Source organism: Mycobacterium sp. E3305 (assembly GCF_001666785.1).
Classification (GTDB): domain Bacteria; phylum Actinomycetota; class Actinomycetes; order Mycobacteriales; family Mycobacteriaceae; genus Mycobacterium.
In genome coordinates this window covers 1-22730 of sequence record NZ_LZJA01000085.1, presented here as the reverse complement: position 1 = coordinate 22730, position 22730 = coordinate 1, and the positions used below count along the sequence as shown (strand labels likewise).

Genomic DNA, 22730 nt, shown 5'->3' with positions numbered 1-22730 from the left:
TCATTCGGCGCGATCCGTGCAGGCGGTCGCCATTTCCTCCAGCGCGGTGCGAACGGGTCCGTCGATCGAGGCGTCGTCGAGGTGTTCGCGCGCGGCCGCGACCCGGTCGCTGATCATCTGCTCGATCAGCTGGACCGCCCCCGTCCCCACGATCAGCGTTTTGCATCGATCGAGCGCTTCACCGTCGAGGGCGTGGCCGTTCATCAGTTCGGTCAGTTCGGCCCGGGTGGACGCATCGGCGAGCTGGTGGGCGGTCACCACGAGGCTGGTTGCCTTGCGCTCCAACAGGTCTCCGGCGGCCGGCTTCCCGGTGATCGCCGGCGAGCCGAAGACGCCGAGCACGTCGTCGCGAAGCTGAAAGGCTTCCCCGATGGCGGCGCCGTACCGGCCGAGTCGGCTCAGCGTCCGATCGTCGCAATCGGACATCGCCGCGCCGATCTCCAACGGCCGCCGCACGGTGTAGTTGCCCGACTTGCGGCGGGCCACGTCCAGCACGGCATCCAGGGTAGGCATGCGCCGGACATCGCTCACCAGGTCGGCGAACTGGCCCAGCGCAAGCTCGGTGCGCATCGTGTCGTAGCGCGGCCAGGCGCGCTGCAACCGACGGGCATCGACACCGCTCTCGCGCAGCATCTGCTCCGACCAGATCAGGCAGAGGTCACCCAGCAGGATGGCGGCCGATTCGCCGAACCGCGCCGACGAGCCGGACAGCCCGCGCGCGCGGTGCCATTGGGAAAATTGCAGGTGTGCCGACGGGCGCCCCCGCCGTTCGGCCGAACCGTCCATGACGTCGTCCTGCAGCAGCGCGAATACGTGCAGCAGCTCGAAACTGGCCGCCGCCCGCAGCGCCGCCCGGTCGGGCGCGGCACCGCAGAGCCACCCCAAGTACATGAAGGTCGACCGCAGACACTTGCCGCCAGACGCGAACGCCATCAGGATGTCGCCGGCGGCGTCGACGCGGGTGTCGTCCAACTGGGAGCGCCGGGGTTCGACGAAGTCGCAGAGGAGGGCGAGCACGCCGTTCCGCACGCTCGAGCGCCACTCGTCGAAGGGGGCGGTGCCCGGCCAGTCCGCCGCAGCTGCCGGCGACTCGGTGGCGGGTGTCAACGACAAAGCACCCATCTTGGCCACGCGCTCCCTCCTGGACGGCTTGGCATTCCCAGGTCGGGACGGCTCAAACACGCGCCGCCATCTCCGCTGTTCGGAGGCGAAGAACCGGCCCATGCCGTCGCCGCGATCCCGCTCCGATCAGCCCTTCCCAACCTCGGACGACTTACCCATCACCTTCAATAACTTAAACATTAACTTACTGAAATTGTCCTCGGTTCGCCAGTCGTGGTCACGTCTCGTCCCCTGTGCCATCGTCGCCGGAGGTCCATTTCAATCAATTAACCATTAACGAACTGAACTGTGTGCCGGTTCAGGGATATGCTCACTTTGTTATGGAAGCTGAAGAGCAGCGCCTGCGCCGCGATGTGCTGGAGTCGCTGATCTCGGCCGATCTGCGGGAGATATCGACCGAATCCGACCAGATCGGTCGGCAATTCGCGATGTTACATCGTCTGCGGCCCAATGACTTCCGTGCATTGATGTACATCATGGTGGCAGAAGCCGCGGGGAGGCCGATGACCTCGGGCGACCTCAGTCATCGGATGGGGCTGTCCGGTTCGGCGATCACCTACCTGGTGGATCGGTTGATCGACTCGGGCCACATCCGGCGCGATTCCCACCCCGATGACCGCCGCAAGGTCATCCTGCGCCACGGGGAATCCGGCCTGGCCACCGCCCGGTCGTTCTTCAGTCCGCTCGATGCCCACAGCCGGGTCGCCCTCGAAGAGTTACCCGACGCCGACCTGATGGCAGCGCATCGTGTGCTCGGTGCGGTCATCGACGCCATGCAACGATTCCAGGGCGAACTCGCAGTGCCCCAGGAGTGATCGGCGACTTCGCCGCGTCCGCCCGGGCGCTTGGGGCCGTTTGGCGCCGTTGCCCGCGGGTATACGCGACTCAACTCAAGTGTCCGACAAAAATCCCTCGGACGGACATGAGGGGTGGTGGGGCCCAATGGAAATGGCCAGCGGGCGAAACACTCGCGTGGCGATCGCCTTCGCCTTCACGATTGCGATAACGGTGGTCGGCTACCCGGCCCCCGCGACGGCCACCCCGGCCGTCACGGCCTTTCCCGGTATGGAGATCCGCCAAGGCGGGGCCGTGTGCATGGTGGGGTTGGTCGAGCCCCGGCTGCGGGTCGCGGTGACCAGCGGTCAATGCGGTAACGGGGAGTCGGACGTCACCGACCACGACGGAAACCCGGTGGGCAAGGTCGTGCTCGCCCGTCGCCAGGCCGCCGACGACGTGGCGGCGAGTCGCGCGATGTCGCCCGTCGAGTACGAAGTCATCGCGCTCGGCCCCGACGTGACCGCCTCGGACCAGTTGCCGACCGGCCGGCAACTGAAGTCTTCCCCGGGCCTGCGTGCGCAGCCGGGGCTGCCGGTGTGCCAGTTTCGTCGATCGGTCGGCCAGCGGTGCGGATCGATCACCTCCGTCAGCGAAGGGCGGTTCATCATCGCCGACGTGGCCGTCGACAGTCGTGACTTCGGTGGACCGGTCTATGCCCTGACCGACGACAACGCGGCCGTGATCGTCGGGCTTTTCGAAGGGATGTGGGGATCGGTGCCCGAGATGGAGTCGTGGCAGGCGGTCATGCAGCAGGTCTACATCGACGGCCGGGCGCAAAACCAGCAGCCGCAACCACCCGGGGAACCGCACATGGTCGGCCTGCGGGTGCCCGCGTAAACCGGTCCGGCATCTGCCGACGCGCCGCTGAAACCCAAACACCCGGGCGGAGCCCTGGGGAATCGACGTCGCACCGGCGCGTTTCCGACGCGGGGAAAGGGGAACCCGCCGCCGGTGAGCGTTTCCGATCTTGTCGCACTGCCCTTCCAGTGGGGCTCCGCCATCCGGGGCAAACGGTTGTTTCATCCGATCGGGGTTCTGGCGGAGGGCTTCATCGAACGGGTCGCCCCGGCCGGCCAGGGGCTGCCCATTTCGTCGTCCGAGGTTGTCGCCCGGGTGTCGAAGGCCAGTGGCACGCCCGGGGCCTTGCCTGACTTCATCGGCCTGGCTTTCCGGGTCACACCGCCGCAGGGGACCGGGCCGTGGGACATCCTGGTCGTCTCCTCGGGCTCGGGGCTGCTGTCCCGGGCACTCGCGCTGCGCCCTGCCATCTCGTGGAGCGATCAGACGCTGACCACCCTGATGCCGCTGCACTACCGGGGAGCCAATTGGTGGCTCAGGGCCCGGATCGTCAGCAAGATCGACGGTCCCGGCCTGTCGCTGGACGGCGTGCGCGACCGCCTCGAGCACGACAGCATCGAGGTCTCGCTCGACCAAGCCTGTGGCAGTGGGGATTTCACGCCGCTGGGCCGGCTCACGCTGACCGGGGCCGTCGATCCCGAACCGGCGGCCGACGTGTCATTCGATCCCGTGATCAACACGCCACCCGGCGTGAGCCTGCGCCCGCGCTGGCTCGCCGATCTGCGCGCCCGCGCCTACCGGCGAAGCCGGCATGGCAGGGACGCGGAATAGGAGACCGGGCAGTGGATTCACGGTCGTTCGTCGAGGTGGTCACCCGCGACGCGTCGGCCGGACGGACCGCTCACCGCTCGACCGGTGCGCAGACTCGTCACGGCAGCGTGGTGATGGTCCCGGCCGTCAAGAGATCGGTGTAATAGCTTCCGCCAGGGTAGAAATCGGGTGTGGTCGTTCCCGCGATCATGTCGGCGATCCAGCCCCGGGTCAGACCCCAGACCGCGGCGACGTTGTCGGCCTTCGGGCGCCCACACACGAGGTTCTCGTAACCCGGCGACGACGGGCCGAGTGCGTCGCCGTGGGCGCCGGTCGTGATTTTCACCCCGTGAAACGTGCGGTCCGGGAAGTACCGCTCGATCGCCTTGGTCCCGCGTTGAAAGAAGTTGCACAGCAGATGCGGCGACGCCGTGGCGTAGATCGGCAGCGTCGTACCCGCGAGGCCCGCCAGCGCGTCGTCGGTATTGGAGCCGAGGAACGACTTGACGCCGTCCTCGCTGACCACGCCGCGCAGCTGGGTGAAGGCGGCCGGGTAGGAGCTGTGCAGGCGCTCGGCGACGTATTCGACGGCCTCGGAGCCCGCCGAGTGGCCGACGAACACCATGTTGTCGGGTAGCGGCGCGACGGGGCGGCCGGCCTTCTCGGCCGCCGTCGCGAACGACGTCGCCAACGCGCCCCGCGGGTCGTCTTTGTGCGCGAAGACGTCCGCGATGTTGTCCAGGAACCCTCTGTTGTCGATCAGGTGCTCCACGGTGCAGCCGAAGATGTTGAGGGTGGACAGGGTGGTGGCCACCACCAGGTAACCGCTGCCCGCGAGCTCGGGGCCGAACGCGGACCACACCTTCTTGCCTTCCACGAATCCGTGCTGCAACCAGACCAGCCCGAGCGGGGGCGTGCTGGGGAAATACCACGTCGTGGGTACCGCCTGCGTTGCGCTTGCGCAGGTGACGTCGGTCGTGCTGTCGGCCTCCGTGGCTTCGGCCCGGGCCGGGCACGGGGCGAACGCGATCGCGGCCAGCGCGACGATGCCGATCACGGTCGCGCTGGTCCGACGGGCACGCCAGGCCGGCGCACCGAACTTCATTAAGGGATTGAACCATTAAGTTAGTTAAATGGGGCCTCATCGGCCCCCAATCCCGCTATGTGCGATTCAGCGGGCGTGCCCGAGCAGGTGGCGGAGCGCCTGATCGAGGTCGGGTTGGCGGAACCGGTGCCCTTGCGCGCTCAGCTTGTGCGGAAGAACCCGCTGGCTGGCGCACGCCAATTCGCGTGCGCCCTGCTCGCCGAGCAGCACCCGCGGCCCCAGCGACGGCACCGGCAACACCGCGGGCCGGTGCACGACGCGCGCCAGCGTCGTCGTGTACTCGCTGTTGCGAACCGGCTGCGGGGCAACGGCGTTCACGGCTCCCGACAGCGCCCGGTCCCATAGAGCGCGGTGGTAGATGTCGACCAGGTCGTCGATCCCGATCCACGACAACCATTGCCGGCCGTCGCCCAGTCGCCCGCCCAACCCGGCGCTGAACAACGGGCGCATCAGCTTCAGCGTGCCCCCGCGCGGGGATTGCACGATCCCGGTGCGCACCCGTACCACGCGCACCCCGGACTGCTCGGCGGGCTCGGTTGCGGCCTCCCAGTCGGCGACCACGTCGGCGAGGAAACCGCCGCCCCGGTCGCTGTCCTCGGTGAGGACCTCGTCGCCCCGGTCGGATCCGTAATATCCGATCGCCGACGCCGAGATGAGCACCGCCGGGCGGTCGTTGGCGCGGCCGAGCGCCTCGGCGAGGCGGCGGGTGGGGCCAATCCTGCTGTCGCGGATGGCATGTCGATGTTTGTCGGTGAACCGGCCGGCGATCGAGGCCCCCGCCAGATGGATGACGGCGTCCACGCGATCGAACAGTCCCGGGTCGGGGTCGTCGGGATCCCACTCGCGCTCGTCGTCTCCGCGCGCAGGGCGGCGCACCAACCGGATGACGCGATGGCCGCCCGTGCTCAGAAACGCCGTCAACGCCGAACCCACCAGCCCGGACGCACCGGTGACCGCGACGGTCAGCGGAGCCAGCCCGTTGTCGGCGGCCAGCCGGTGGGCGGCCAGATCGTCGGCGAGCTGACGGTGCCGGTAGGTGAACATGGGCCGCAGCAGCGACCCGGGCACCGGTGTGTCCACCCGGTCGATGACCCGGGTGCGGCCGTCGCCGACGGCCTCGAAGTCATGGGTGTGCCGCCAGCGCACGGCGACTCGGGTGGGCAGCGTGGCCAGGCCGTCGCCGCCGATGGCGTCCACGAAGCGCCGCGGCGGGTCGTAGTCTGCCGCCTGGTGGACGGCGACCCAGCGCAGGCCGCCCGGTAGCGCAAGCGTCGCCCGCCCGTCCTTGAGTGAGGCGGCCTCGGAGACCAGGCGCATGGGTTGCCACGGCGGTGAGAGCCGGGCGAACGCGCCCGGCCTGGCGTGCCAGGCGAACACGTCGCCGATCGGCGCGTCGACCACGCTCGAAAATTCCAGCCCCATCGCTGCAGGCTAGCGGTTGGGCAGCGCGTGCTCCACGATGGGCATGCGCGGCTGGGGCTGCCGCTCGCCGCGCTTGGCGGCGAGATATACCTGCGCGGTCTCCCGGGCCACGGTCTTCCAGTCGAAGGCCGAGGTGAGCCGTTCGCGGGCGGCGCGGGCGCGCTGCTGCGCGGCGAATGGATCATCGAGCACGACCCGCACGGCCGAGGCGAGCCGGGCGACGTCGCGGGGTGGGCAGGAGACCCCGGTCCGGCCGTTGATCACCGCCTCGCCCAGGCCCCCGATGTTCGACGTGACGAGCGGCGTCCCCGCCGCGGCGGCTTCCAGCGCGACGATCCCGAACGGCTCGTAGTGGCTGGGCAGCACCGCGGCGTCGGCCCGGTGCAGCACCGCGAGCAGCTCGGCATGGCCGAGGTGGCCGACGAACCGAGTTGCCTTGAGCACCCGATGTTTTCGGGCCTGCTCGACGAGCCACTCCTGCTGCGTGCCCTCCCCGGCGATGGTCAGGGTGGTCCCGGGGTGGGCGCGCCGGATGCGGGGCAGGGCGGCGATGACGTCATGCACACCCTTTTCGTATTCCAGCCGCCCGAGGAAGAGCAGTTCGGCGGGACCGGTGCGCGGCCGGCGCTCGGCGAACGGCCAGCGCGCGGCGTCGATTCCGTTGCGGATGACCGTGATTGCGGCCAGGCCGGGCCCGAACAGTTCGGTGATCTCGTCGGACATCGACGCCGAACAGGTGATCAGCGAATCGGATTCGCGCACCAACCACGACTCCACGGCGTGCACCTGACGACTGATCGCGCCGGACACCCAGCCGGAGTGCCGTCCGGCCTCGGTGGCGTGGATGGTGGAAACCATTGGCACGTCGTAGAACTGCGCGAGCGTGATCGCCGGATGGGCCACCAGCCAGTCGTGCGCGTGCACGACGTCGGGACGCCACGGCCGGTTCGTGCCCCGCTTCTTCAACGACAGGCCCTCGCGCGTCATGGAATGGCCCATGGCCAGCGTCCACGCCATCATGTCGGTGCCGAACGAGAACTCGTGCGGGTCTTGGGCGGCGGCGATCACCCGGACTCCGTCGACCACCTCGTCGGACGACGGGTGCGTGCTGGGGTCGGTGCCCGTGGGGCGGCGGGACAGCACGACGACCTCGTGCCCGGCCGCGGCCAGCGCCGTCGACAGGTGATGCACGTGCCGGCCGAGCCCGCCGATCACCACCGGCGGGTACTCCCACGAGACCATCAGGATCTTCACGCGGCCGCCAAGCTCATCGGGGCAGCCTGCGCGCGTCCAGGGCGCCGAACAGTCCGTCGGCGCGGTTCCAGCCTTCGGCCAGGCGCCCAGCGGCGTCCCGGCGCCCGGACGCGAGCGCCCCGGCGATCTCGCGGGTCGCGTGGGCGTGCAGGTGGGCGCGGTAGCGCGCGTAGTCGGCGGCCGAGTCCTTGCTCACCATGAACGGCCAGTCGCTGGACACGGTGAGCAGGGTCTCGCGCAGGATCTGGTCGGCGACGTGGTCGCGGGGCAGCGGCCCATCCAGCGAGGCCCGTTGCGCGAGCGCCTTATCCACTGTGCTCAGCGCCGTGTCGACCACTTCGTTGTTGAGCTGGACCAGGTCGGCCACCTTCTCGCCCGCCCAGACCTGCCAGTCCTTGCCCGAACCCCACGAACTGGGCGGCAACGCGACCGGGCGCCCGACGAATCCGCCGTCGATGGCGTCGTTCAGCGTCCCCACCCGCACTCCGGCGGCGGGCAGGGCGCGCAGCAGCCGCTGCAGCCACGTCGGCCCCTCGTACCACCAGTGGCCGAAAAGTTCGGTGTCGAAGGCGGCGACCACGTGCGCGGGGCGCCCGATGCGGTCGGATTCGCTGGTCAGCCGGTTGCGGACCACCTCGACGAAGTCGGCGACGTGGACGTCGACGGCGTGGTCGGCGCGCTCGGGGTCATAGGGGGCCTTGGCCTCCGACGCCACGTTGCGGCCGGTCACCCGTGCCGGCTTCAGCCCGGTGAGGTGGTCGTAGGTGTGGAAGTCGCGGTAGGCGGCGTGCCCGGGGTAGCCGGACTTGGGTGACCACACCCGGTAGCTGACCTGCAGGTCGCGTCCGAACGCGACGACGTCGGTGTCGCCGACGGGCCGGCCCAGCGCGGTGTCGCCGTGCAGCGACGGGCCGTCGACCATGAAGTGGGTGACACCGGCGGCGGCGTAGTCGTGCTCCATGCCCGGGGCATAGGCACATTCGGGCGCCCAGATCCCGCTGGGGCCCTGCCCTTTTCGCGTCCCCAGCCGCGACTGCGCGTCGGCCAGCCCCTCGCGCAGGGCGAACTCGCGCAGCCGCGGCGCGAGCAGCGGCTGGAAGGGGTGGGCCAGCGGGCCGCCGAGCAACTCCACGGTGCCGGCGTCGAGCAGGCCGCGCAGCAGCGGGCTGGCGCCGTGCCGCCATCGGGTGGCGAAATCTTCCAGCGCCCCGTCCGCCTCGGCGCATTCCCGAATCCCCAAGGCGCGCAACGCTTCCGGCGTGCAAGATTGGTATTCGGCCGACTTCGAGCGCGCGGCGGACCGGACGCTGGCCGCCTCGGCGGCCCGCAGCCGCCAGTTGGCGAGCCAATGGTGCATGCCGTCCAGGCAGTACGGGTCGTCGAGCTGCGCGTTCACCACCGGGGTGACGCCGAGCGTGATCAATCCGCGTCGGTCCTCGTCGGCCAGCGTGGTCAGCACCCGCATCAGCGGCAGATAGGCCGCCGCCCAAGACTGGTAGAGCCACTCCTCGCCGACCGGCCACCGGCCATGATGGGCCAGCCACGGCAGGTGGGTGTGCAGGACCAGGGTGAACATGCCGGGCACCCGGTCGTGCGAATTGCTCACGGCGCTACCGCGATCGCGATCAGGTCCAGGCTGTCGTCGATGTCACGGGGGCCGTTTTCGATGTCGAAGTCGTCGCACGTCACCGCGGCCACGTCGGCGACCAGCTCCGGCGGCCACGGCGCCCCCGGGTCAGCGGCCATTGCCCGCTCGATCTGCGCGTCGATGATGGAGCCGCCGTGGCGGGCGTCCATCTCGCGCAGCCGGGGGCCGTGGAACAGCCCGCTGATCGACACGTCGCGAAAGCCCGCGTCGACCAGCAACTCGCTCAGCTCGGCGGCGTTGAGTTCGCGGGTGTGGAACGGGTTGATCGGGGTGTCGCGGCCGGGCGAGAAGGTGATCCGGTTCGGTGTCGACACCATCAGCAACCCGCCGCGGCGCAGCACCCGCGCGCATTCGGCGACGAATTGTGCCTGATCCCACAGGTGCTCGATCACTTGGAAGTTGACCACAATATCCACCGACGCGTCGGGCAGCGGCAGCGCCGCCAGGTTGGCCTGCATCACTTCCACGCGCGGGTAGCGGTGGCGCACGTGGGCCACGGCGGCCTCGTCGTAATCCACGGCCACGACCCGGCGGGCGACGGCGGCGATCAGGTCCGCGCCGTACCCCTCGCCGCAGCCGGCCTCGAGCACCTCGCGGCCCGCACAGCGTCCGGCCAGCCGCTGGTAGACGACCTCGTGGCGGCGAAACCAGTAGTTCTCGACGTCCAGGCCCGGGATGGTGCGCTCGCCCGTCAACGTCAGCACGGGATCGGCCCCGGGCGAGGGATCGCCGGGGCGGTGCCAGGGGACGTCGGGGACGGTTGCGCTCATCGCATAGGCAGGCTAACGCGAAGTGTCGGATTCGCGAACCGGGAGCGGGGCGCCCGCGGTTGGCGAGGGTGGACACGCCGGAAGAACCCGCAGTACCACCCGCTATGGTGTGAAGGCAGGCTGCACAAAGTTACCGAGTAGTAACACGACCGTGCGCTGCGAAACGCGTACTGAAAGTCTCGTGGTCGACTGCTGCGAGACTCCTTCGAGGAGGACGAACCACACTCATGACGAACATCGTGGTCCTGATCAAGCAGGTCCCAGACACCTGGTCCGAGCGCAAGCTGAACGACGGCGACTACACGCTCGACCGCGAGGCCGCCGATGCAGTGCTGGACGAGATCAACGAGCGCGCCGTCGAAGAGGCACTGCAGATCCGCGAGCGGGAGGGCGGCGAGGGATCGGTCACGGTGCTGACCGCCGGCCCCGAACGTGCCACCGAGGCGATCCGCAAGGCGCTGTCGATGGGAGCCGACAAGGCCGTCCACCTCAAGGACGACGGCATGCACGGCTCGTGCGTGGTGCAAACCGCGTGGGCGCTGGCGCGCGCGCTGGGCACCATCGAGGGCACGGAGCTGGTCATCGCCGGGAACGAGTCCACCGACGGCTCCGGCGGCGCGGTGCCGGCCATCATCGCCGAGTACCTGGGCCTGCCGCAGCTGACCCACCTGCGCAAGCTGTCGATCGAGGGCGGCAAGGTCACGGGCGAGCGCGAGACCGACGACGGTGTGTTCACGCTCGAGGCGTCGCTGCCCGCCGTGGTGAGTGTGACCGAGAAGATCAACGAGCCGCGCTTCCCGTCCTTCAAGGGCATCATGGCCGCCAAGAAGAAAGAGGTCACGGTGCTGACCCTCGCCGAGATCGGGGTCGAAAGCGACGAGGTCGGGTTGGAGAACGCCGGGTCGAAGGTGCTGTCGTCGACGCCGAAGCCGCCGAAGACCGCGGGTGAGAAGGTCACCGACGAGGGCGAGGGCGGGAACCAGATCTCCCAGTACCTCGTGGCCCAGAAGATCATCTAGCCGAGCACCCATCCCAGAGACGAGAAGAGCGAAGAAACCATGGCAGAAGTTTTGGTGCTCGTTGAGCACGCCGAAGGCGCACTGAAGAAGGTCACCTCCGAACTGATCACCGCCGCCCGCGCACTGGGCGAGCCGGCCGCGGTCGTGGTCGGCAAGCCCGGAACGGCCGCGCCGCTGGTCGACGGCCTCAAGGAGGCCGGCGCCGAAAAGATCTACGTCGCCGAGTCCGACGACGCCGAGAACTACCTGATCACGCCGGTGGTCGACGTGCTGGCCTCGCTGGCCGAGTCCAACTCGCCCGCCGCGGTGTTGCTGTCCGCCAACGCCGACGGCAAAGAGGTCGCCGGCCGGCTCGCCGCCCGGATCGGCTCCGGCCTGCTGGTCGACGTGGTCGGCGTCCAGGAGGGCAAGTTCGTGCACTCGATCTTCGGTGGCGCGTTCACCGTCGAGGCGCAGGCCAACGGGGACACCCCGATCGTCACGGTCCGCGGCGGCGCCATCGACGCCGAACCGCAGGCCGGCGCCGGCGAGCAGGTCACCGTCGAGGTGCCCGCGCCCGCCGAGAACGCCACCAAGATCACCGCGCGCGAGCCGGCCGTGGCCGGCGACCGTCCGGAGCTGACGGAGGCCACCATCGTGGTGTCCGGTGGCCGCGGCGTCGGCAGCGCCGACAACTTCCACGTGGTCGAGGAGCTGGCCGACTCGCTGGGTGGCGCCGTCGGTGCGTCGCGCGCCGCGGTCGACTCCGGTTACTACCCGGGCCAGTTCCAGGTCGGTCAGACCGGCAAGACGGTGTCGCCGCAGCTCTACATCGCGCTGGGCATCTCCGGGGCGATTCAGCACCGCGCCGGCATGCAGACCTCGAAGACCATCGTCGCCGTCAACAAGGACGAAGAGGCGCCGATCTTCGAGATCGCCGACTACGGCGTGGTGGGCGACCTCTTCAAGGTCGCCCCGCAGCTGACCGACGCCATCAAGCAGCGCAAGGGCTGAGCCTTCTCGGCCCAGGAGCCCCCGACGCCGCGGCGTCGGGGGCTCTCGCGTTTCACGGCGGCTATTGCGCGGCGGTCACCATTTCGTCGATGCGCCGCAACGCGATCGCGCACACCGTGACATAGGGCGCCGCCCACCATGGCACCGCCATGCCGACCCGCGATCCGCCGTCCACCGGGTCCACCCAGTGCCGCGTCGCCGGGACGCCGGCCACCTGCCAGGCCCAGTGGCGACCCGGCTCGAAGTCGGTGACGACGAATGGCGCCGGGACCAACAGCGACGTGTTGACCACGCCGGTCGCACCCAGCGCCAGTTCGGTGTGCGGTTCGTCCAGTCGGGCGCCGCGTATCGTCGGGCCCCACTTCGGCCAAGCGTCGAGGTCGACGAGCACGTCCCACACCGCCGTGGGCGGCGCCGCGATCACCCGGTCGACGGTGAGCATGAGGCCGCCCATCACGGGGCCGACCGCCCGAGCCGGCGTTGTTGCTCGACGACCTCGTCCAGATCGGTGAGCCGGCGCAGCCCGGCGAGTGGTTGGCTCATCCGCCGGTTGCCGGCAAGCTGCCGCTTGTTGCGGTCCAGGAACCACCAATAGCCACCGGTGTACGGGCAGGCGCGCTCGCCGACCCGCTCGGTCGGTCGATATCGGCAGCGGCCGCAGTAATCGCTCATCCGGTTGATGTAGGCGCCGCCGGCGGCATACGGCTTGGTCGCCATCAGCCCGCCGTCGGCGTGCTGGGACATGCCTACGACGTTGGCCACCATCACCCAGTCGTAACCGTCGACGAAGCAGCGGTGGAACCAGTCGGTGACCTCGGCGGGATTCCACCCACGCTGCAGCGCGTAGTTGGACAGCACCATCAGCCGCGGAATGTGGTGCACCCAACCGTGATCGCGCACCTGGGCCAGGACGTCTTTGAGGCAGTGCGCATGCACGGCGTCGGCGTCCAGTCCGGTGAACCAGTCGGGCAACCCGACGTGCGCCCGGAGCGCGTTGCGGCTGCGGTAGTCCGCGCCGAAATGCCAATAGACGTGCCAGATGTAGTCGCGCCACCCGATCAGCTGGCGGATGTAACCCTCCACGCTGGCGAGCGGCGCGCGCCCCGCGCGGTATTCGTCCTCGGCGGCGTAGGCGCATTCCAACGGGTCCAGCAGGCCGAGGTTCATGGGCGCCGATAACAGGCTGTGCGCCATGAACCGATCGCCGGCGAGCATGGCATCTTCGTGGGGACCGAAGTGCGGCAAGCGATCTCGCAAAAAAACCTGGAGCGCAGCCCGTGCCTCCATTGCCGTGACCGGGAATTCGCGCGGGCCGTCGCGGCCGACGAAGGCCACGTCGCCGTCACGTTCCCACCGGTCCAGGTCGGCGCGCACCTGCTCGTCGATCTCATCCTCTTCGGGTTGCCAGGGCGCGGGCACGGGCAGGGCGCCGGCATTCTTGGGCGCAGGCTGGCGGTTGTCGGCGTCGAAGTTCCACCTGCCCCCGGCTGGTCGGTCACCCTCCATCAGCAGGTCGAACCGACGGCGCGCGTCCCGGTAGAAATTTTCCAGCAGCAGGGTTCGTTGCCGGCCGGACCAGTCCTCGAATTCGGTGCGTCCGGTGCAGAAGCCGCGCGCGGGCAGCACGTCGACATCGGGCAGCGAGCGCACGAACCGATCCGCCGCCCGCGACGTCGGCTGACACACGCTGATGCGCGCCTTGACCTGATTCAGCGCCTCGCGATACGTCCGTGTCCGCAGAAACACGGCCTGGTCGCCGAGTTCGGCGGCGCGGTGACGCAGTGCGGAGAGCACCAGGTGGGCCTTGCGGCGGTGGAACCGGCGGCGTTCGAACGCCGCCCTGGACTCGATCAGCAACACCGGCTGGCCGGGACCGTCCAGGAAGTGCGGACCCAGCTGGTCGGCGAAGCACCATCGGCGCACGTCCGGACTCATCGGGGCCGCCGCCGGGCAATCGGCGCCCGCGAGCAGGCCGCCGCCCGGGGATTTGCTCGCCACATGGTGTCCGGCATACCCGAAATGGCGCGGCCCGATCCCTTCGGCCTGCGACAACGTGCCCCCGCATCCACATTTCGTCATCTGACGTGCACGGACACGTCACAGCGACGATGCCGACTCGCTCACCGATTGCGCAACGTTGGTTGACATGAGCATTGCTTCTGTCCTGATCCCCAGCGACAAGCCCGACGGCGCGACGACGGCGTCGTCCGCCGGGCCCCGATACTCATTGTTGCTGTCGACCGATCCCAGCATGATCGAGGCGGCGCAGCGGCTCCGGTACGACGTGTTCAGCAGCACGCCCGGCTTCGCGTTGCCGACCAACGACGGCGAACGGCGGGATGTCGACAGGTTCGACGAGCACTGCGACCACCTGCTGGTCCGCGACGACGGCACCGGCGAGCTGGTGGGTTGCTACCGCATGCTCGCCCCGGCCGGCGCCATCGCGGCCGGTGGGCTTTACACCGCGACGGAGTTCGACATCCGCGGCTTCGACCCGCTCAGGCCGTCGCTGGTGGAGATGGGCCGCGCGGTGGTGCGCGAGGGGCACCGCAACGGCGGCGTCGTGCTCTTGATGTGGGCCGGCATCCTGGCCTACCTGGACCGCTACGGCTACGACTACGTGACCGGCTGCGTGTCGGTGCCCATCGGCGGAGATACCGAACCCCCCGGTAGCCAGCTTCGCGGGGTGCGCGACTTCATCCTCAGCCGTCACGCCGCCCCGCCGCAGTACCGGGTGCGTCCGCACCGGCCGGTGGTGGTCGACGGGCAGGCGCTTGACCAGATTCCGGCTCCCGCGCGTCCGTCGATCCCCGCGCTGATGCGCGGTTACCTGCGGCTGGGCGCTCAGGTGTGCGGCGAGCCCGCGCACGACCCCGACTTCGGGGTGGGCGATTTCTGCGTCCTGCTGGAAAAGCAGCGCGCCGACACCCGATACCTGAAGCGGCTGCGCTCGGTGTCGGCCGCCTCGCAACTGGCCGGCGGCGACCGATGAGCACTCCCGCCCGCACCGGACACTCTTGGCTACCGCGCGCATCGTGCGACGCCGGTTGTGTGCGCCGCGGCGACGTGGCCGCGTCGCCCGGGCTGTTGGTGGCGCTGCGGGTGACGCTTCGCGTCCTGCTGGCGCTGCTGCTGGCGCCCGGGGTGGTGTTGCTGGCGGTGCCCCTGCCCGGCCGGACCCGCGTGCAGCGCATCTACTGCCGGATGGTGTTGCGTTGCTTCGGCATTCGGATCACGGTCACGGGCAGCCCGATTCGCAACCTGCGCGGGGTCCTGGTGGTCAGCCCGCACATGTCCTGGCTGGACGTCTTCGCGATCGGGTCGGTGCTGCCCGGGTCGTTCGTCGCCCGGGCCGACATGTTCACCGGGCCCGCCACCGGGATCGTGGCCCGCATCCTGAAGATCATCCCGATCGAGCGGGCCAGTCTGCGGCGCCTGCCCGCGGTGGTGGACACCGTCGCCCGCCGGCTGGGGGCCGGCCAGACGGTGGTGTGCTTCCCGGAGGGCACCACCTGGTGCGGTGCGCCCGGCGACGTATCCGCCCGCGCGGCCGCAGCAGGTGGCGGGCAGCCGCACCGCGGCCGCGGGGCCTTCTACCCGGCGATGTTCCAGGCCGCGATCGACGCCGGCCGTCCGGTGCAGCCGCTCCGGCTGACGTATCACCACGTCGACGGCAGCGTCTCGACCGTGCCTGCCTTCGTCGGCGACGAGACGCTGGTGGGATCCATCCGCAGGCTGCTGACCGTGCGTCGCACCCTGGCCCGGGTGCATGTGGAATCCCTGCAGCTCCCGGGGACCGATCGGCGGGCCTTGGCGAGCCGCTGCCAGTCGGTGGTGGGCGTGGGCACGGCCCGGTCCGCTGGTCACGGCCCCGTGCTGGTGGCCTCGTAATCAGATAGTGGCGACCCGCGGCGCCCGGCTTCGCCGCGCTTGCGATCACCACGGAACCAGATAGTGGCGACCCGCAGCGCCCGGCTTCGCCGCGCTTGCGATCACCACGGAACCAGATGGTGGCGACCCGCGGCGCCCGGCTTCGCCGCGCTTGCGATCACCACTGGTCAAAGGCCCTCGGACCTGCCGGTATCGTGGGTCGGGTCATGGTCTACCTGGATCACGCCGCTACCACGCCGATGCACCCCGCCGCCGTCGAGGCGATGACGGCGGTCCTCGGCGCCGTCGGCAACGCCTCCTCCTTGCACACCAGCGGCCGGGCGGCGCGGCGGCGCGTCGAGGAGTCCCGGGAGCTGATCGCCGATCGGCTGGGCGCCCGCCCGTCCGAGGTCATCTTCACCGGCGGCGGGACCGAGAGCGACAACCTGGCCGTCAAGGGCATCTACTGGTCCCGCCGCGACGCGGAACCGCGCCATCGGCGCATCATCACCAGCGAGGTGGAACACCACGCCGTCCTGGATTCGGTGAACTGGCTCGCCGAGCACGAAGGCGCCGAGGTGACCTGGCTGCCCACCGCCGCCGACGGCTCCGTGTCGCCGGCCGCGCTGCGCGAGGCGCTGCGCAACCACGACGATGTCGCGCTGGTGTCGGTGATGTGGGCCAACAACGAGGTCGGCACCGTGCTGCCTGCCGCCGAGCTCGCCGGTGTCGCGGCCGAATTCGGAGTTCCGATGCACAGCGACGCCGTGCAGGCGGTGGGGCAGTTGCCGGTGGACTTCGCCGCCAGCGGGCTCTCGGCCATGAGCGTGGCCGCGCACAAGTTCGGCGGCCCGCCCGGCGTCGGCGCATTACTGGTTCGCCGCGACGTGACGTGTGTGCCCCTGGCGCACGGGGGCGGGCAGGAACGCGACATCCGCTCGGGCACCGCCGATGTCGCCGGTGCGGTCGGCATGGCGGCCGCCGCCCGGATCGCGGTGGACGGGATCGAGGCGAACAGCGCACGGCTGCGGGCTCTGCGGGATCGCCTGATCGACGGGGTGCTGGCCGGCATCGAGGACGTCAGCCTCAACGGCGCTCGCGACCCGTCCCCCGCAAGCGGGAGGTACCCCCAGCGGTTGCCGGGCAACGCGCACTTCACGTTCCGCGGCTGCGAAGGTGACTCGCTGCTGATGCTGCTGGACGCCAACGGAATCGAGTGTTCGACCGGATCGGCGTGCACCGCGGGCGTCGCGCAGCCGTCGCATGTGCTGCTCGCGATGGGCGCCGACCCGACCAGCGCCCGCGGTTCTTTGCGAATGTCCTTGGGGCACACCAGTGTCGACGCCGACGTGGACGCCGTGCTGCAGGTTCTGCCGGCGGCCGTGGACCGGGCGCGCCGGGCGGCCCTGGCCGCCGCGGGGGCTTCCTAGGTGAAGGTCCTCGCCGCGATGAGTGGCGGCGTCGACTCGTCGGTCGCCGCCGCCCGGATGGTCGACGCCGGGCACGACGTGGTGGGAGTGCACCTGGCGTTGTCGACCGCGCCCGGCACCCTGCGCACCGGCTCGCGTGGGTGCTGCTCCAAAGAAGACGCCTCGGATGCCAGCCGCGTCGCCGACGTACTCGGAATTCCGTTCTACGTCTGGGATTTCGCCGAGAGATTCCAAGCCGATGTGATCGACGACTTCGTGTCGTCGTACGCACGCGGCGAGACGCCCAACCCGTGCGTGCGGTGCAATCAGCGGATCAAGTTCTCGGCGCTGTCCGCGAAAGCACTTGCGCTGGGCTTCGACACCGTGGCCACCGGCCACTACGCCAGGCTGTCCGGTGGGCGGCTGCGCCGCGCCGTCGATCCGGACAAGGACCAGTCCTACGTGCTGGCCGTGCTGAGCGCCGAGCAGCTGCGCCACGCCACGTTCCCGATCGGGGACACTCCGAAGGCGCAGATTCGCGCGGAGGCCGCGCGCCGCGGCCTCGCGGTCGCCGAAAAGCCGGACAGCCACGACATCTGCTTCATCCCGTCCGGGAACACCCGGGCATTTCTGGGCGAGCGCATCGCGGTGCGCCGCGGCACCGTGGTCGGGGCCGACGGCGCGGTCCTCGCCGAACACGATGGGGTGCACGGGTTCACCATCGGCCAGCGCAAGGGCCTGGGCATCGGCGGGCCGGGGCCCGACGGGGGCCCGCGCTACGTGACGGCCATCGACGCCGACACCGCGACCGTTCGGGTGGGGCAGGCGGCGGACCTCGATGTGCGCGAGTTGCGCGGGCGGGAGCCGGTTTTCACGGCCGGCCGGTCACCGGCGGGTCCCGTCGAGTGCGCGGTCCAGGTGCGCGCGCACGGTGAAACCGCCGATGCGGTGGCGGAGTTGGTCGGCGACGAGCTCGTCGTGCGGTTGCGCGCCCCGCTGCGCGGCGTCGCGCGCGGCCAGACGCTGGTGCTCTACCGACCCGACCCGGACGGCGACGAAGTGCTCGGCAGCGCCACCATCGCCGCCACCGCTCGCTAGGCCGGCATGTTCGCGACGATGTTCGTCATCACGATGTCGGACACCGATTGCGCGAAGCCGCAGAAGGTGACCTCGACAATCGCGACCGACCGCAGCCGATAGTCGCGGCCGCAGCCGCCCGGCCGCAGGTGCAGGGAGGCGGCGTCGGATTTCCAGTCACCGACGTATTGCTGCCCGGCCGAGCCGTTCGCGCAATCCCCGACCGTGGTCACCAACGCGCCGAAGGCACGCCGTGCGGTGTCGGCATCCCGGTAGGCGGCGGCCCCCTCGGAGATCAGCGCGCCGTCGGGCGGGTCTTGGAAGGTCGTCTTGTGGAACTCCTCGATGTCGGGCCCGAACGTCGCCGTCTCGGCGTAGATGAACCGGCATTCCCGCGGTGTGGTGTCCGCGAGCGCGTCGATGTCCACCGGGCTGGTGCCGTCCATCGAGGGAATGATCGTCAGGTGCTCGCCGGCGCCGGTGATCGCGCGCATCCGCGACTGGTCCAACAGGATCGTGTCGACGTTGACTCCCTGCACCGCCCTACGGGGAGTGCCGAACTCGGCCACTGCCGCACCGTCGACCATTCGGGTGCACGCCGCAACCAGCACCGTGGCCCCGCACAACAGCAGCGGCCGTGCCAATCCCGCCATCCGTGACACGTTTCGCACCCTTCTTGCGTCGAACCTACCCGTGGCGGAGCGCGGCAGACACCCCTGCCCACCGGCGGGTCGGGTGACGTCGAATACGGTTGGCCCGGTGAGCGTTTTCGCGAAGGCCAGCGGCGTCGGGTCGTGGCCCGGCATCAAGCCTCGCGAGGCCGCCGAAGTCGTCGTGGGGGAGTTGGCAGGAGCGCTGTCCCACATTGTCGAGCTGCCCGCCCGCGGGATCGGCGCCGACATGCTCGGTCGGGCCGGTGCGCTGCTGATCGATGTGGCCATCGACATCTCGCCCCGCGGCTACCGCCTTGCGCCTCGGCCCGGCGCGGTTACCCGCCGTGCCGTGAGTCTGCTCGACGAGGACATGGACGCGCTGGAAGAGGCCTGGGAGGTGGCCGGCCTGCGCGGTGGCGATCGCGTGGTCAAGGTGCAGGCCGCCGGGCCGATCACGCTGGCCGCCGAGCTCGAGCTGGCCAACGGCCACCGGGCGATCACCGATGCGGGCGCGGTGCGGGATCTGGCGGCGTCGCTGGGCGAAGGCGTCGCCGCTCACCGCGCGGCGCTGGCCCGTCGGCTCGAGACACCGGTGGTCGTCCAGTTCGACGAGCCGTCGCTGCCGAAGGCGTTGGGCGGGCAGCTGACCGGGGTGACGGCGCTGAGCCCGGTGGCGCCGCTGGAGGAGGCGGTGGCCGTCGCCCTGCTCGATACGTGCGTCGCCGCGGTGGGAGGCGAGGTGTTGTTGCACAGTTGCGCCCCGGCGCTTCCGTGGAAAATGTTGCAGGACAGCCGGATCGGCGCGGTCTCGGTGGACGCGGGCACGCTGGCGGCGGGGGATCTCGACGGTATCGCCGCGTTCGTCGAATCGGGTCGAGCCGTCATGTTGGGGGTGGTTGCGGCCAGCGCGCCGCCGCGGCGCCCTTCGACAGAGGAGGTGGCCGCCGCACTGGTCGCGGTGACCGATCGGCTCGGCTTCGGACGCTCGTCGTTGCGGGATCGCATCGGCGTCACCCCGGCGTGTGGCCTGGCCGGTGCGACGCCCGAGTGGGCGCGACTGGCGATCGAACTCGCCCGCGGGGCGGCCGAGGCATTCGCGGAGGACCCGGACGCCATTTAGATTTTCGTGGCGGAAATTCCATTAGCGACGTCGCGGCAAATTCACGAGGGCCGTGGCCGCGGCGACTAGCATCTCGACAATGGTGACGCGACTGATGGCCGACTCCTGCACCCTTTGGACGGGCTTCGACATCTCGATCGTGGCCAGGACCTACGCCCAGTTCACCGGAATCCTCGCCGGTTTTGCCTTTGTCGTCATCAATCTGGTGATCGACCGCGCCTACCGGCGCCGCACCGACGGTCGCGTGCTGGTGACGCGTGAGGTCGAGCACGAGACACAAGTCGGAATTGCGCTGGTGTGCGCGTTTCTGGGGCTGTTTTTGACGACGCTGCGATATGGCCTGCTGGCCGGCGAAGGCGGATGCGCCCTGACCGAAGGCCGCGCGGCCTCCGCCGAAGTCCTTGCCGCCGTCTCGTTCGCGGCCTCGATCTACATGCTGCTCAACGCCATCGTGCAGTTCTTCTCGGGCAGCGCCGGCGTGCTGGCCCGCCACTGCGTCTTCGTCTTGGTGGTGCTCGTGCCCCCGATCTCGGTGTTCTTGGTCGAAGATACGCTCACACACCTGGCGCTGGCGCTGGGCGATCCGGAAACGCACCGGCCGCTTCAGCCGCTTTGGGATTGGGCCAGCAGGCTCGCGATTCCGATACCGCTGGCAATCGGATTTGTGGGCGCCGTGGCTTGGTTTCTCGGCAGCAAAAGGCGGCGTTCGGAATTGCCCGCCAGCCGCATTGCCCGGCAATTCCGGATGGCCGTGCCGTACCTCACCGTTGTGGTCGTCTCCGCCGTGATTGTGCGGTCCATTGTCGAATTGCGCTATGCAAATACCGCCACCCATATCAGCCCGGCCGAGGCGTGGTTGTGGGTCGGCGTGCTTGCCGGCACGTTGCTGATCCAGGGCGCGGCTTTGTCATTTCAAAAAGGGGTGGAAGTTCCATTCGGCGGCTTCCCGGATACGGCCGAACAATCGACCTGAGATTGGTCCGCCGTCGCGGACGCGGCATCGCCCCGGCGGGGTGTCGGCGTTCTCCGATAGCCTGCGAGGGTGAGCTCAGCAGAAGCTGATCCGGTGTCGCCCGAGGTCCGGCGGCAGTGGCAGGAACTGGCCGACGAAGTCCGTCAACACCAGTTCCGCTACTACGTCAAGGACGCCCCGATCGTCTCCGACGCCGAGTTCGACACGATGTTCAACGACCTTCTCGCACTTGAGGACCGTCACCCGGAACTGCGGGTCCCCGATTCTCCGACGCAACTGGTCGGTGGGGCCGGGTTCGCCACCGACTTCACGGAGGCCGAGCACCTCGAGCGGATGCTCAGCCTCGACGACGTGTTCGACCGCGACGAGCTGGTCGCCTGGAGCAATCGCGTGGAGAACGAGATCGGTCGCGAGCCCTACTACCTGTGCGAGCTCAAGATCGACGGGGTGGCGTTGTCGCTGGTGTATCGCGACGGCCGGCTGGAACGGGCCGCCACGCGCGGCGACGGCCGGGTGGGCGAGGACGTGACCCTCAACGCCCGCACCATCGACGACGTGCCCGAGCGGCTCACTGCCAGTGCCGATTTGCCCATTCCGGCCGTGCTCGAGGTGCGCGGCGAGGTCTTCTTCATGCTGGCCGATTTCGAGGCCCTCAACGCCAGCCTGGTCGAGGACGGCAAGGCGCCGTTCGCCAATCCGCGCAACAGCGCGGCCGGTTCGCTGCGGCAGAAGAACCCAGCGGTCACCGCCCGGCGCAAGCTGCGGATGATCTGTCACGGCATCGGCCGCACCGACGGGTTCGTGCCCAAGACCCTGCACGAGGCCTATAGCGCACTGAAAGCCTGGGGCCTGCCGGTGGCCGAAGAGACCGCACGCGTGCGTGGCCTCGCCGCCGTGGAGGACCGGATCGGGTATTGGGGCGAGCACCGTTACGACATCGACCACGAAATCGACGGCGTGGTGGTCAAAGTCGACGACTTTGCGTTGCAACGCCGGCTGGGGACGACGTCGCGCGCACCGCGGTGGGCGGTCGCCTACAAGTACCCGCCGCAGGAGGCGCAGACCAAGCTGCTCGACATCCGGGTGAACGTCGGCCGCACCGGGCGCGTCACCCCGTTCGCGTTCATGACGCCGGTGAAGGTGGCCGGGTCGACCGTCGGGTTGGCCACCCTGCACAACGCCGCCGAGGTCAAGCGCAAGGGGGTGCTGATCGGCGACACGGTGATGATCCGCAAGGCCGGTGACGTCATCCCGGAAGTGCTCGGGCCCGTCGTCGACCTCAGGGACGGCTCCGAACGCGAATTCGTCATGCCGACAACGTGTCCCGAGTGTGGCACCACGCTGGCCCCCGCGAAGGAGGGCGACGCCGACATCCGGTGCCCCAATGCCCGGTCCTGTCCGGCGCAACTGCGCGAGCGCGTCTTCCACGTCGCCGGTCGGGGAGCGTTCGACATCGAGGGGCTGGGCTATGAGGCGGCTATCGCACTGCTGAAGGCCGGGGCGATCGCCGACGAGGGCGACCTGTTCACCCTCACCGAGGACGACCTGTTGCGCACCGACCTTTTTCGGACCAAGGCCGGCGCGTTGTCCGCCAACGGCAGGCGCCTGCTCGACAACCTGGACAAGGCCAAGACGGTGGCCCTGTGGCGGGTACTGGTGGCGCTGTCTATCCGGCATGTCGGCCCGACGGCCGCGCGCGCACTGGCCACCGAGTTCGGCAGCCTGGACGCGATCATGTCGGCGTCGACCGAGCGGTTGGCCGCGGTCGAGGGTGTCGGGCCGACGATCGCCGCCGCGCTCACCGAATGGTTCACCGTCGACTGGCATCGCGCGATCGTCGACAAGTGGCG

General features: G+C 69.8%; 21 protein-coding genes. 12 read left to right on the top strand and 9 right to left on the bottom strand.

What is annotated here, in order from left to right:
* The gene (locus tag A5701_RS08545; RefSeq protein ID WP_067751263.1) at window positions 1-1182 is read right to left on the bottom strand and encodes a polyprenyl synthetase family protein; all 1182 of its coding nucleotides are present in this window, start codon (window positions 1180-1182) and stop codon (window positions 1-3) included.
* Window positions 1183-1442: 260 nt separating this feature from the next.
* Here A5701_RS08545 and A5701_RS08540 point away from each other — a divergent pair, with 260 nt between their 5' ends.
* The 3 genes from A5701_RS08540 to A5701_RS08530 all read left to right on the top strand — a co-directional run bounded on the left by A5701_RS08540 (window position 1443) and on the right by A5701_RS08530 (window position 3588).
* Window positions 1443-1937, top strand: a complete 495-nt coding sequence (locus A5701_RS08540; protein ID WP_067751072.1) for a MarR family winged helix-turn-helix transcriptional regulator — start codon at window positions 1443-1445, stop codon at window positions 1935-1937.
* Window positions 1938-2064: 127 nt separating this feature from the next.
* Window positions 2065-2796 carry a hypothetical protein gene (locus A5701_RS08535; protein ID WP_067751066.1) on the top strand — a complete coding sequence of 244 codons (732 nt, stop codon included), beginning with the start codon at window positions 2065-2067 and terminating at the stop codon, window positions 2794-2796.
* A 114-nt stretch (window positions 2797-2910) separates the two neighbouring features.
* Window positions 2911-3588, top strand: coding sequence for a phosphodiesterase (locus tag A5701_RS08530; RefSeq protein WP_067751062.1), 678 nt, complete (start codon window positions 2911-2913; stop codon window positions 3586-3588).
* A 97-nt stretch (window positions 3589-3685) separates the two neighbouring features.
* Here A5701_RS08530 and A5701_RS08525 read toward each other — a convergent pair whose 3' ends face one another.
* The 5 genes from A5701_RS08525 to A5701_RS08505 all read right to left on the bottom strand — a co-directional run bounded on the left by A5701_RS08525 (window position 3686) and on the right by A5701_RS08505 (window position 9766).
* Entirely contained in the window at window positions 3686-4672 is a 987-nt protein-coding gene (locus tag A5701_RS08525; protein WP_067751059.1) for a hypothetical protein, read from the bottom strand.
* Between the two features lie 66 nt (window positions 4673-4738).
* On the bottom strand, window positions 4739-6094 hold the full coding sequence (locus A5701_RS08520; protein WP_067751056.1) for a TIGR01777 family oxidoreductase: 1356 nt from the start codon (window positions 6092-6094) through the stop codon (window positions 4739-4741).
* Window positions 6095-6103: 9 nt separating this feature from the next.
* Window positions 6104-7348, bottom strand: a complete 1245-nt coding sequence (locus tag A5701_RS08515) for a glycosyltransferase family 4 protein (RefSeq protein ID WP_067751053.1) — start codon at window positions 7346-7348, stop codon at window positions 6104-6106.
* Between the two features lie 13 nt (window positions 7349-7361).
* Window positions 7362-8924: a glycoside hydrolase family 57 protein gene (locus A5701_RS08510; protein ID WP_156669999.1), complete on the bottom strand. Its 1563-nt coding sequence runs from the start codon at window positions 8922-8924 to the stop codon at window positions 7362-7364.
* 26 nt (window positions 8925-8950) lie between these two features.
* Complete coding sequence (locus tag A5701_RS08505; RefSeq protein ID WP_067751048.1) at window positions 8951-9766, bottom strand: bifunctional 2-polyprenyl-6-hydroxyphenol methylase/3-demethylubiquinol 3-O-methyltransferase UbiG; 816 nt, start codon at window positions 9764-9766, stop codon at window positions 8951-8953.
* Window positions 9767-9993: 227 nt separating this feature from the next.
* Here A5701_RS08505 and A5701_RS08500 point away from each other — a divergent pair, with 227 nt between their 5' ends.
* Window positions 9994-10785: an electron transfer flavoprotein subunit beta/FixA family protein gene (locus A5701_RS08500; protein WP_067751045.1), complete on the top strand. Its 792-nt coding sequence runs from the start codon at window positions 9994-9996 to the stop codon at window positions 10783-10785.
* 39 nt (window positions 10786-10824) lie between these two features.
* Window positions 10825-11778 (top strand): electron transfer flavoprotein subunit alpha/FixB family protein, encoded by a 954-nt coding sequence (locus A5701_RS08495; RefSeq protein ID WP_067751042.1) that lies wholly within the window; start codon window positions 10825-10827, stop codon window positions 11776-11778.
* Window positions 11779-11839: 61 nt separating this feature from the next.
* Here A5701_RS08495 and A5701_RS08490 read toward each other — a convergent pair whose 3' ends face one another.
* Both A5701_RS08490 and A5701_RS08485 read right to left on the bottom strand, forming a co-directional pair.
* Window positions 11840-12232 (bottom strand): SRPBCC family protein, encoded by a 393-nt coding sequence (locus tag A5701_RS08490; RefSeq protein ID WP_067751035.1) that lies wholly within the window; start codon window positions 12230-12232, stop codon window positions 11840-11842.
* The gene (locus A5701_RS08485) at window positions 12232-13776 is read right to left on the bottom strand and encodes a cryptochrome/photolyase family protein (protein WP_369807398.1); all 1545 of its coding nucleotides are present in this window, start codon (window positions 13774-13776) and stop codon (window positions 12232-12234) included. Before A5701_RS08485 ends, A5701_RS08490 begins: the two co-directional genes overlap by 1 nt.
* 148 nt (window positions 13777-13924) lie before the next feature.
* On the opposite strand from A5701_RS08485, the gene A5701_RS08480 reads away from it, so the two are divergent.
* The 4 genes from A5701_RS08480 to mnmA all read left to right on the top strand — a co-directional run bounded on the left by A5701_RS08480 (window position 13925) and on the right by mnmA (window position 18155).
* Window positions 13925-14770, top strand: a complete 846-nt coding sequence (locus A5701_RS08480; protein WP_067751030.1) for a GNAT family N-acetyltransferase — start codon at window positions 13925-13927, stop codon at window positions 14768-14770.
* On the top strand, window positions 14767-15669 hold the full coding sequence (locus tag A5701_RS08475) for a 1-acyl-sn-glycerol-3-phosphate acyltransferase (RefSeq protein WP_067751025.1): 903 nt from the start codon (window positions 14767-14769) through the stop codon (window positions 15667-15669). The genes A5701_RS08480 and A5701_RS08475 overlap by 4 nt, the downstream gene beginning before the upstream one ends.
* Window positions 15670-15875: 206 nt before the next feature.
* On the top strand, window positions 15876-17078 hold the full coding sequence (locus tag A5701_RS08470; protein ID WP_067751020.1) for a cysteine desulfurase family protein: 1203 nt from the start codon (window positions 15876-15878) through the stop codon (window positions 17076-17078).
* The gene (mnmA, locus tag A5701_RS08465; RefSeq protein ID WP_067751017.1) at window positions 17079-18155 is read left to right on the top strand and encodes a tRNA 2-thiouridine(34) synthase MnmA; all 1077 of its coding nucleotides are present in this window, start codon (window positions 17079-17081) and stop codon (window positions 18153-18155) included.
* On the opposite strand, the gene A5701_RS08460 is transcribed toward mnmA, so the two are convergent.
* A complete protein-coding gene (locus A5701_RS08460) occupies window positions 18152-18787 on the bottom strand; it encodes a sensor domain-containing protein (RefSeq protein ID WP_067751013.1) in 636 nt (211 codons plus the stop codon). The two genes, mnmA and A5701_RS08460, sit on opposite strands and share 4 nt — an antisense overlap.
* A 106-nt stretch (window positions 18788-18893) precedes the next feature.
* Here A5701_RS08460 and A5701_RS08455 point away from each other — a divergent pair, with 106 nt between their 5' ends.
* The 3 genes from A5701_RS08455 to ligA all read left to right on the top strand — a co-directional run.
* Window positions 18894-19907, top strand: a complete 1014-nt coding sequence (locus tag A5701_RS08455; RefSeq protein WP_067751006.1) for a methionine synthase — start codon at window positions 18894-18896, stop codon at window positions 19905-19907.
* 79 nt (window positions 19908-19986) lie between these two features.
* Window positions 19987-20880: a hypothetical protein gene (locus tag A5701_RS08450; protein ID WP_067751001.1), complete on the top strand. Its 894-nt coding sequence runs from the start codon at window positions 19987-19989 to the stop codon at window positions 20878-20880.
* A 69-nt stretch (window positions 20881-20949) separates the two neighbouring features.
* The coding region (gene ligA / locus A5701_RS08445) for an NAD-dependent DNA ligase LigA (protein ID WP_067751249.1) at window positions 20950-22730 on the top strand (1781 nt) is incomplete at its 3' end.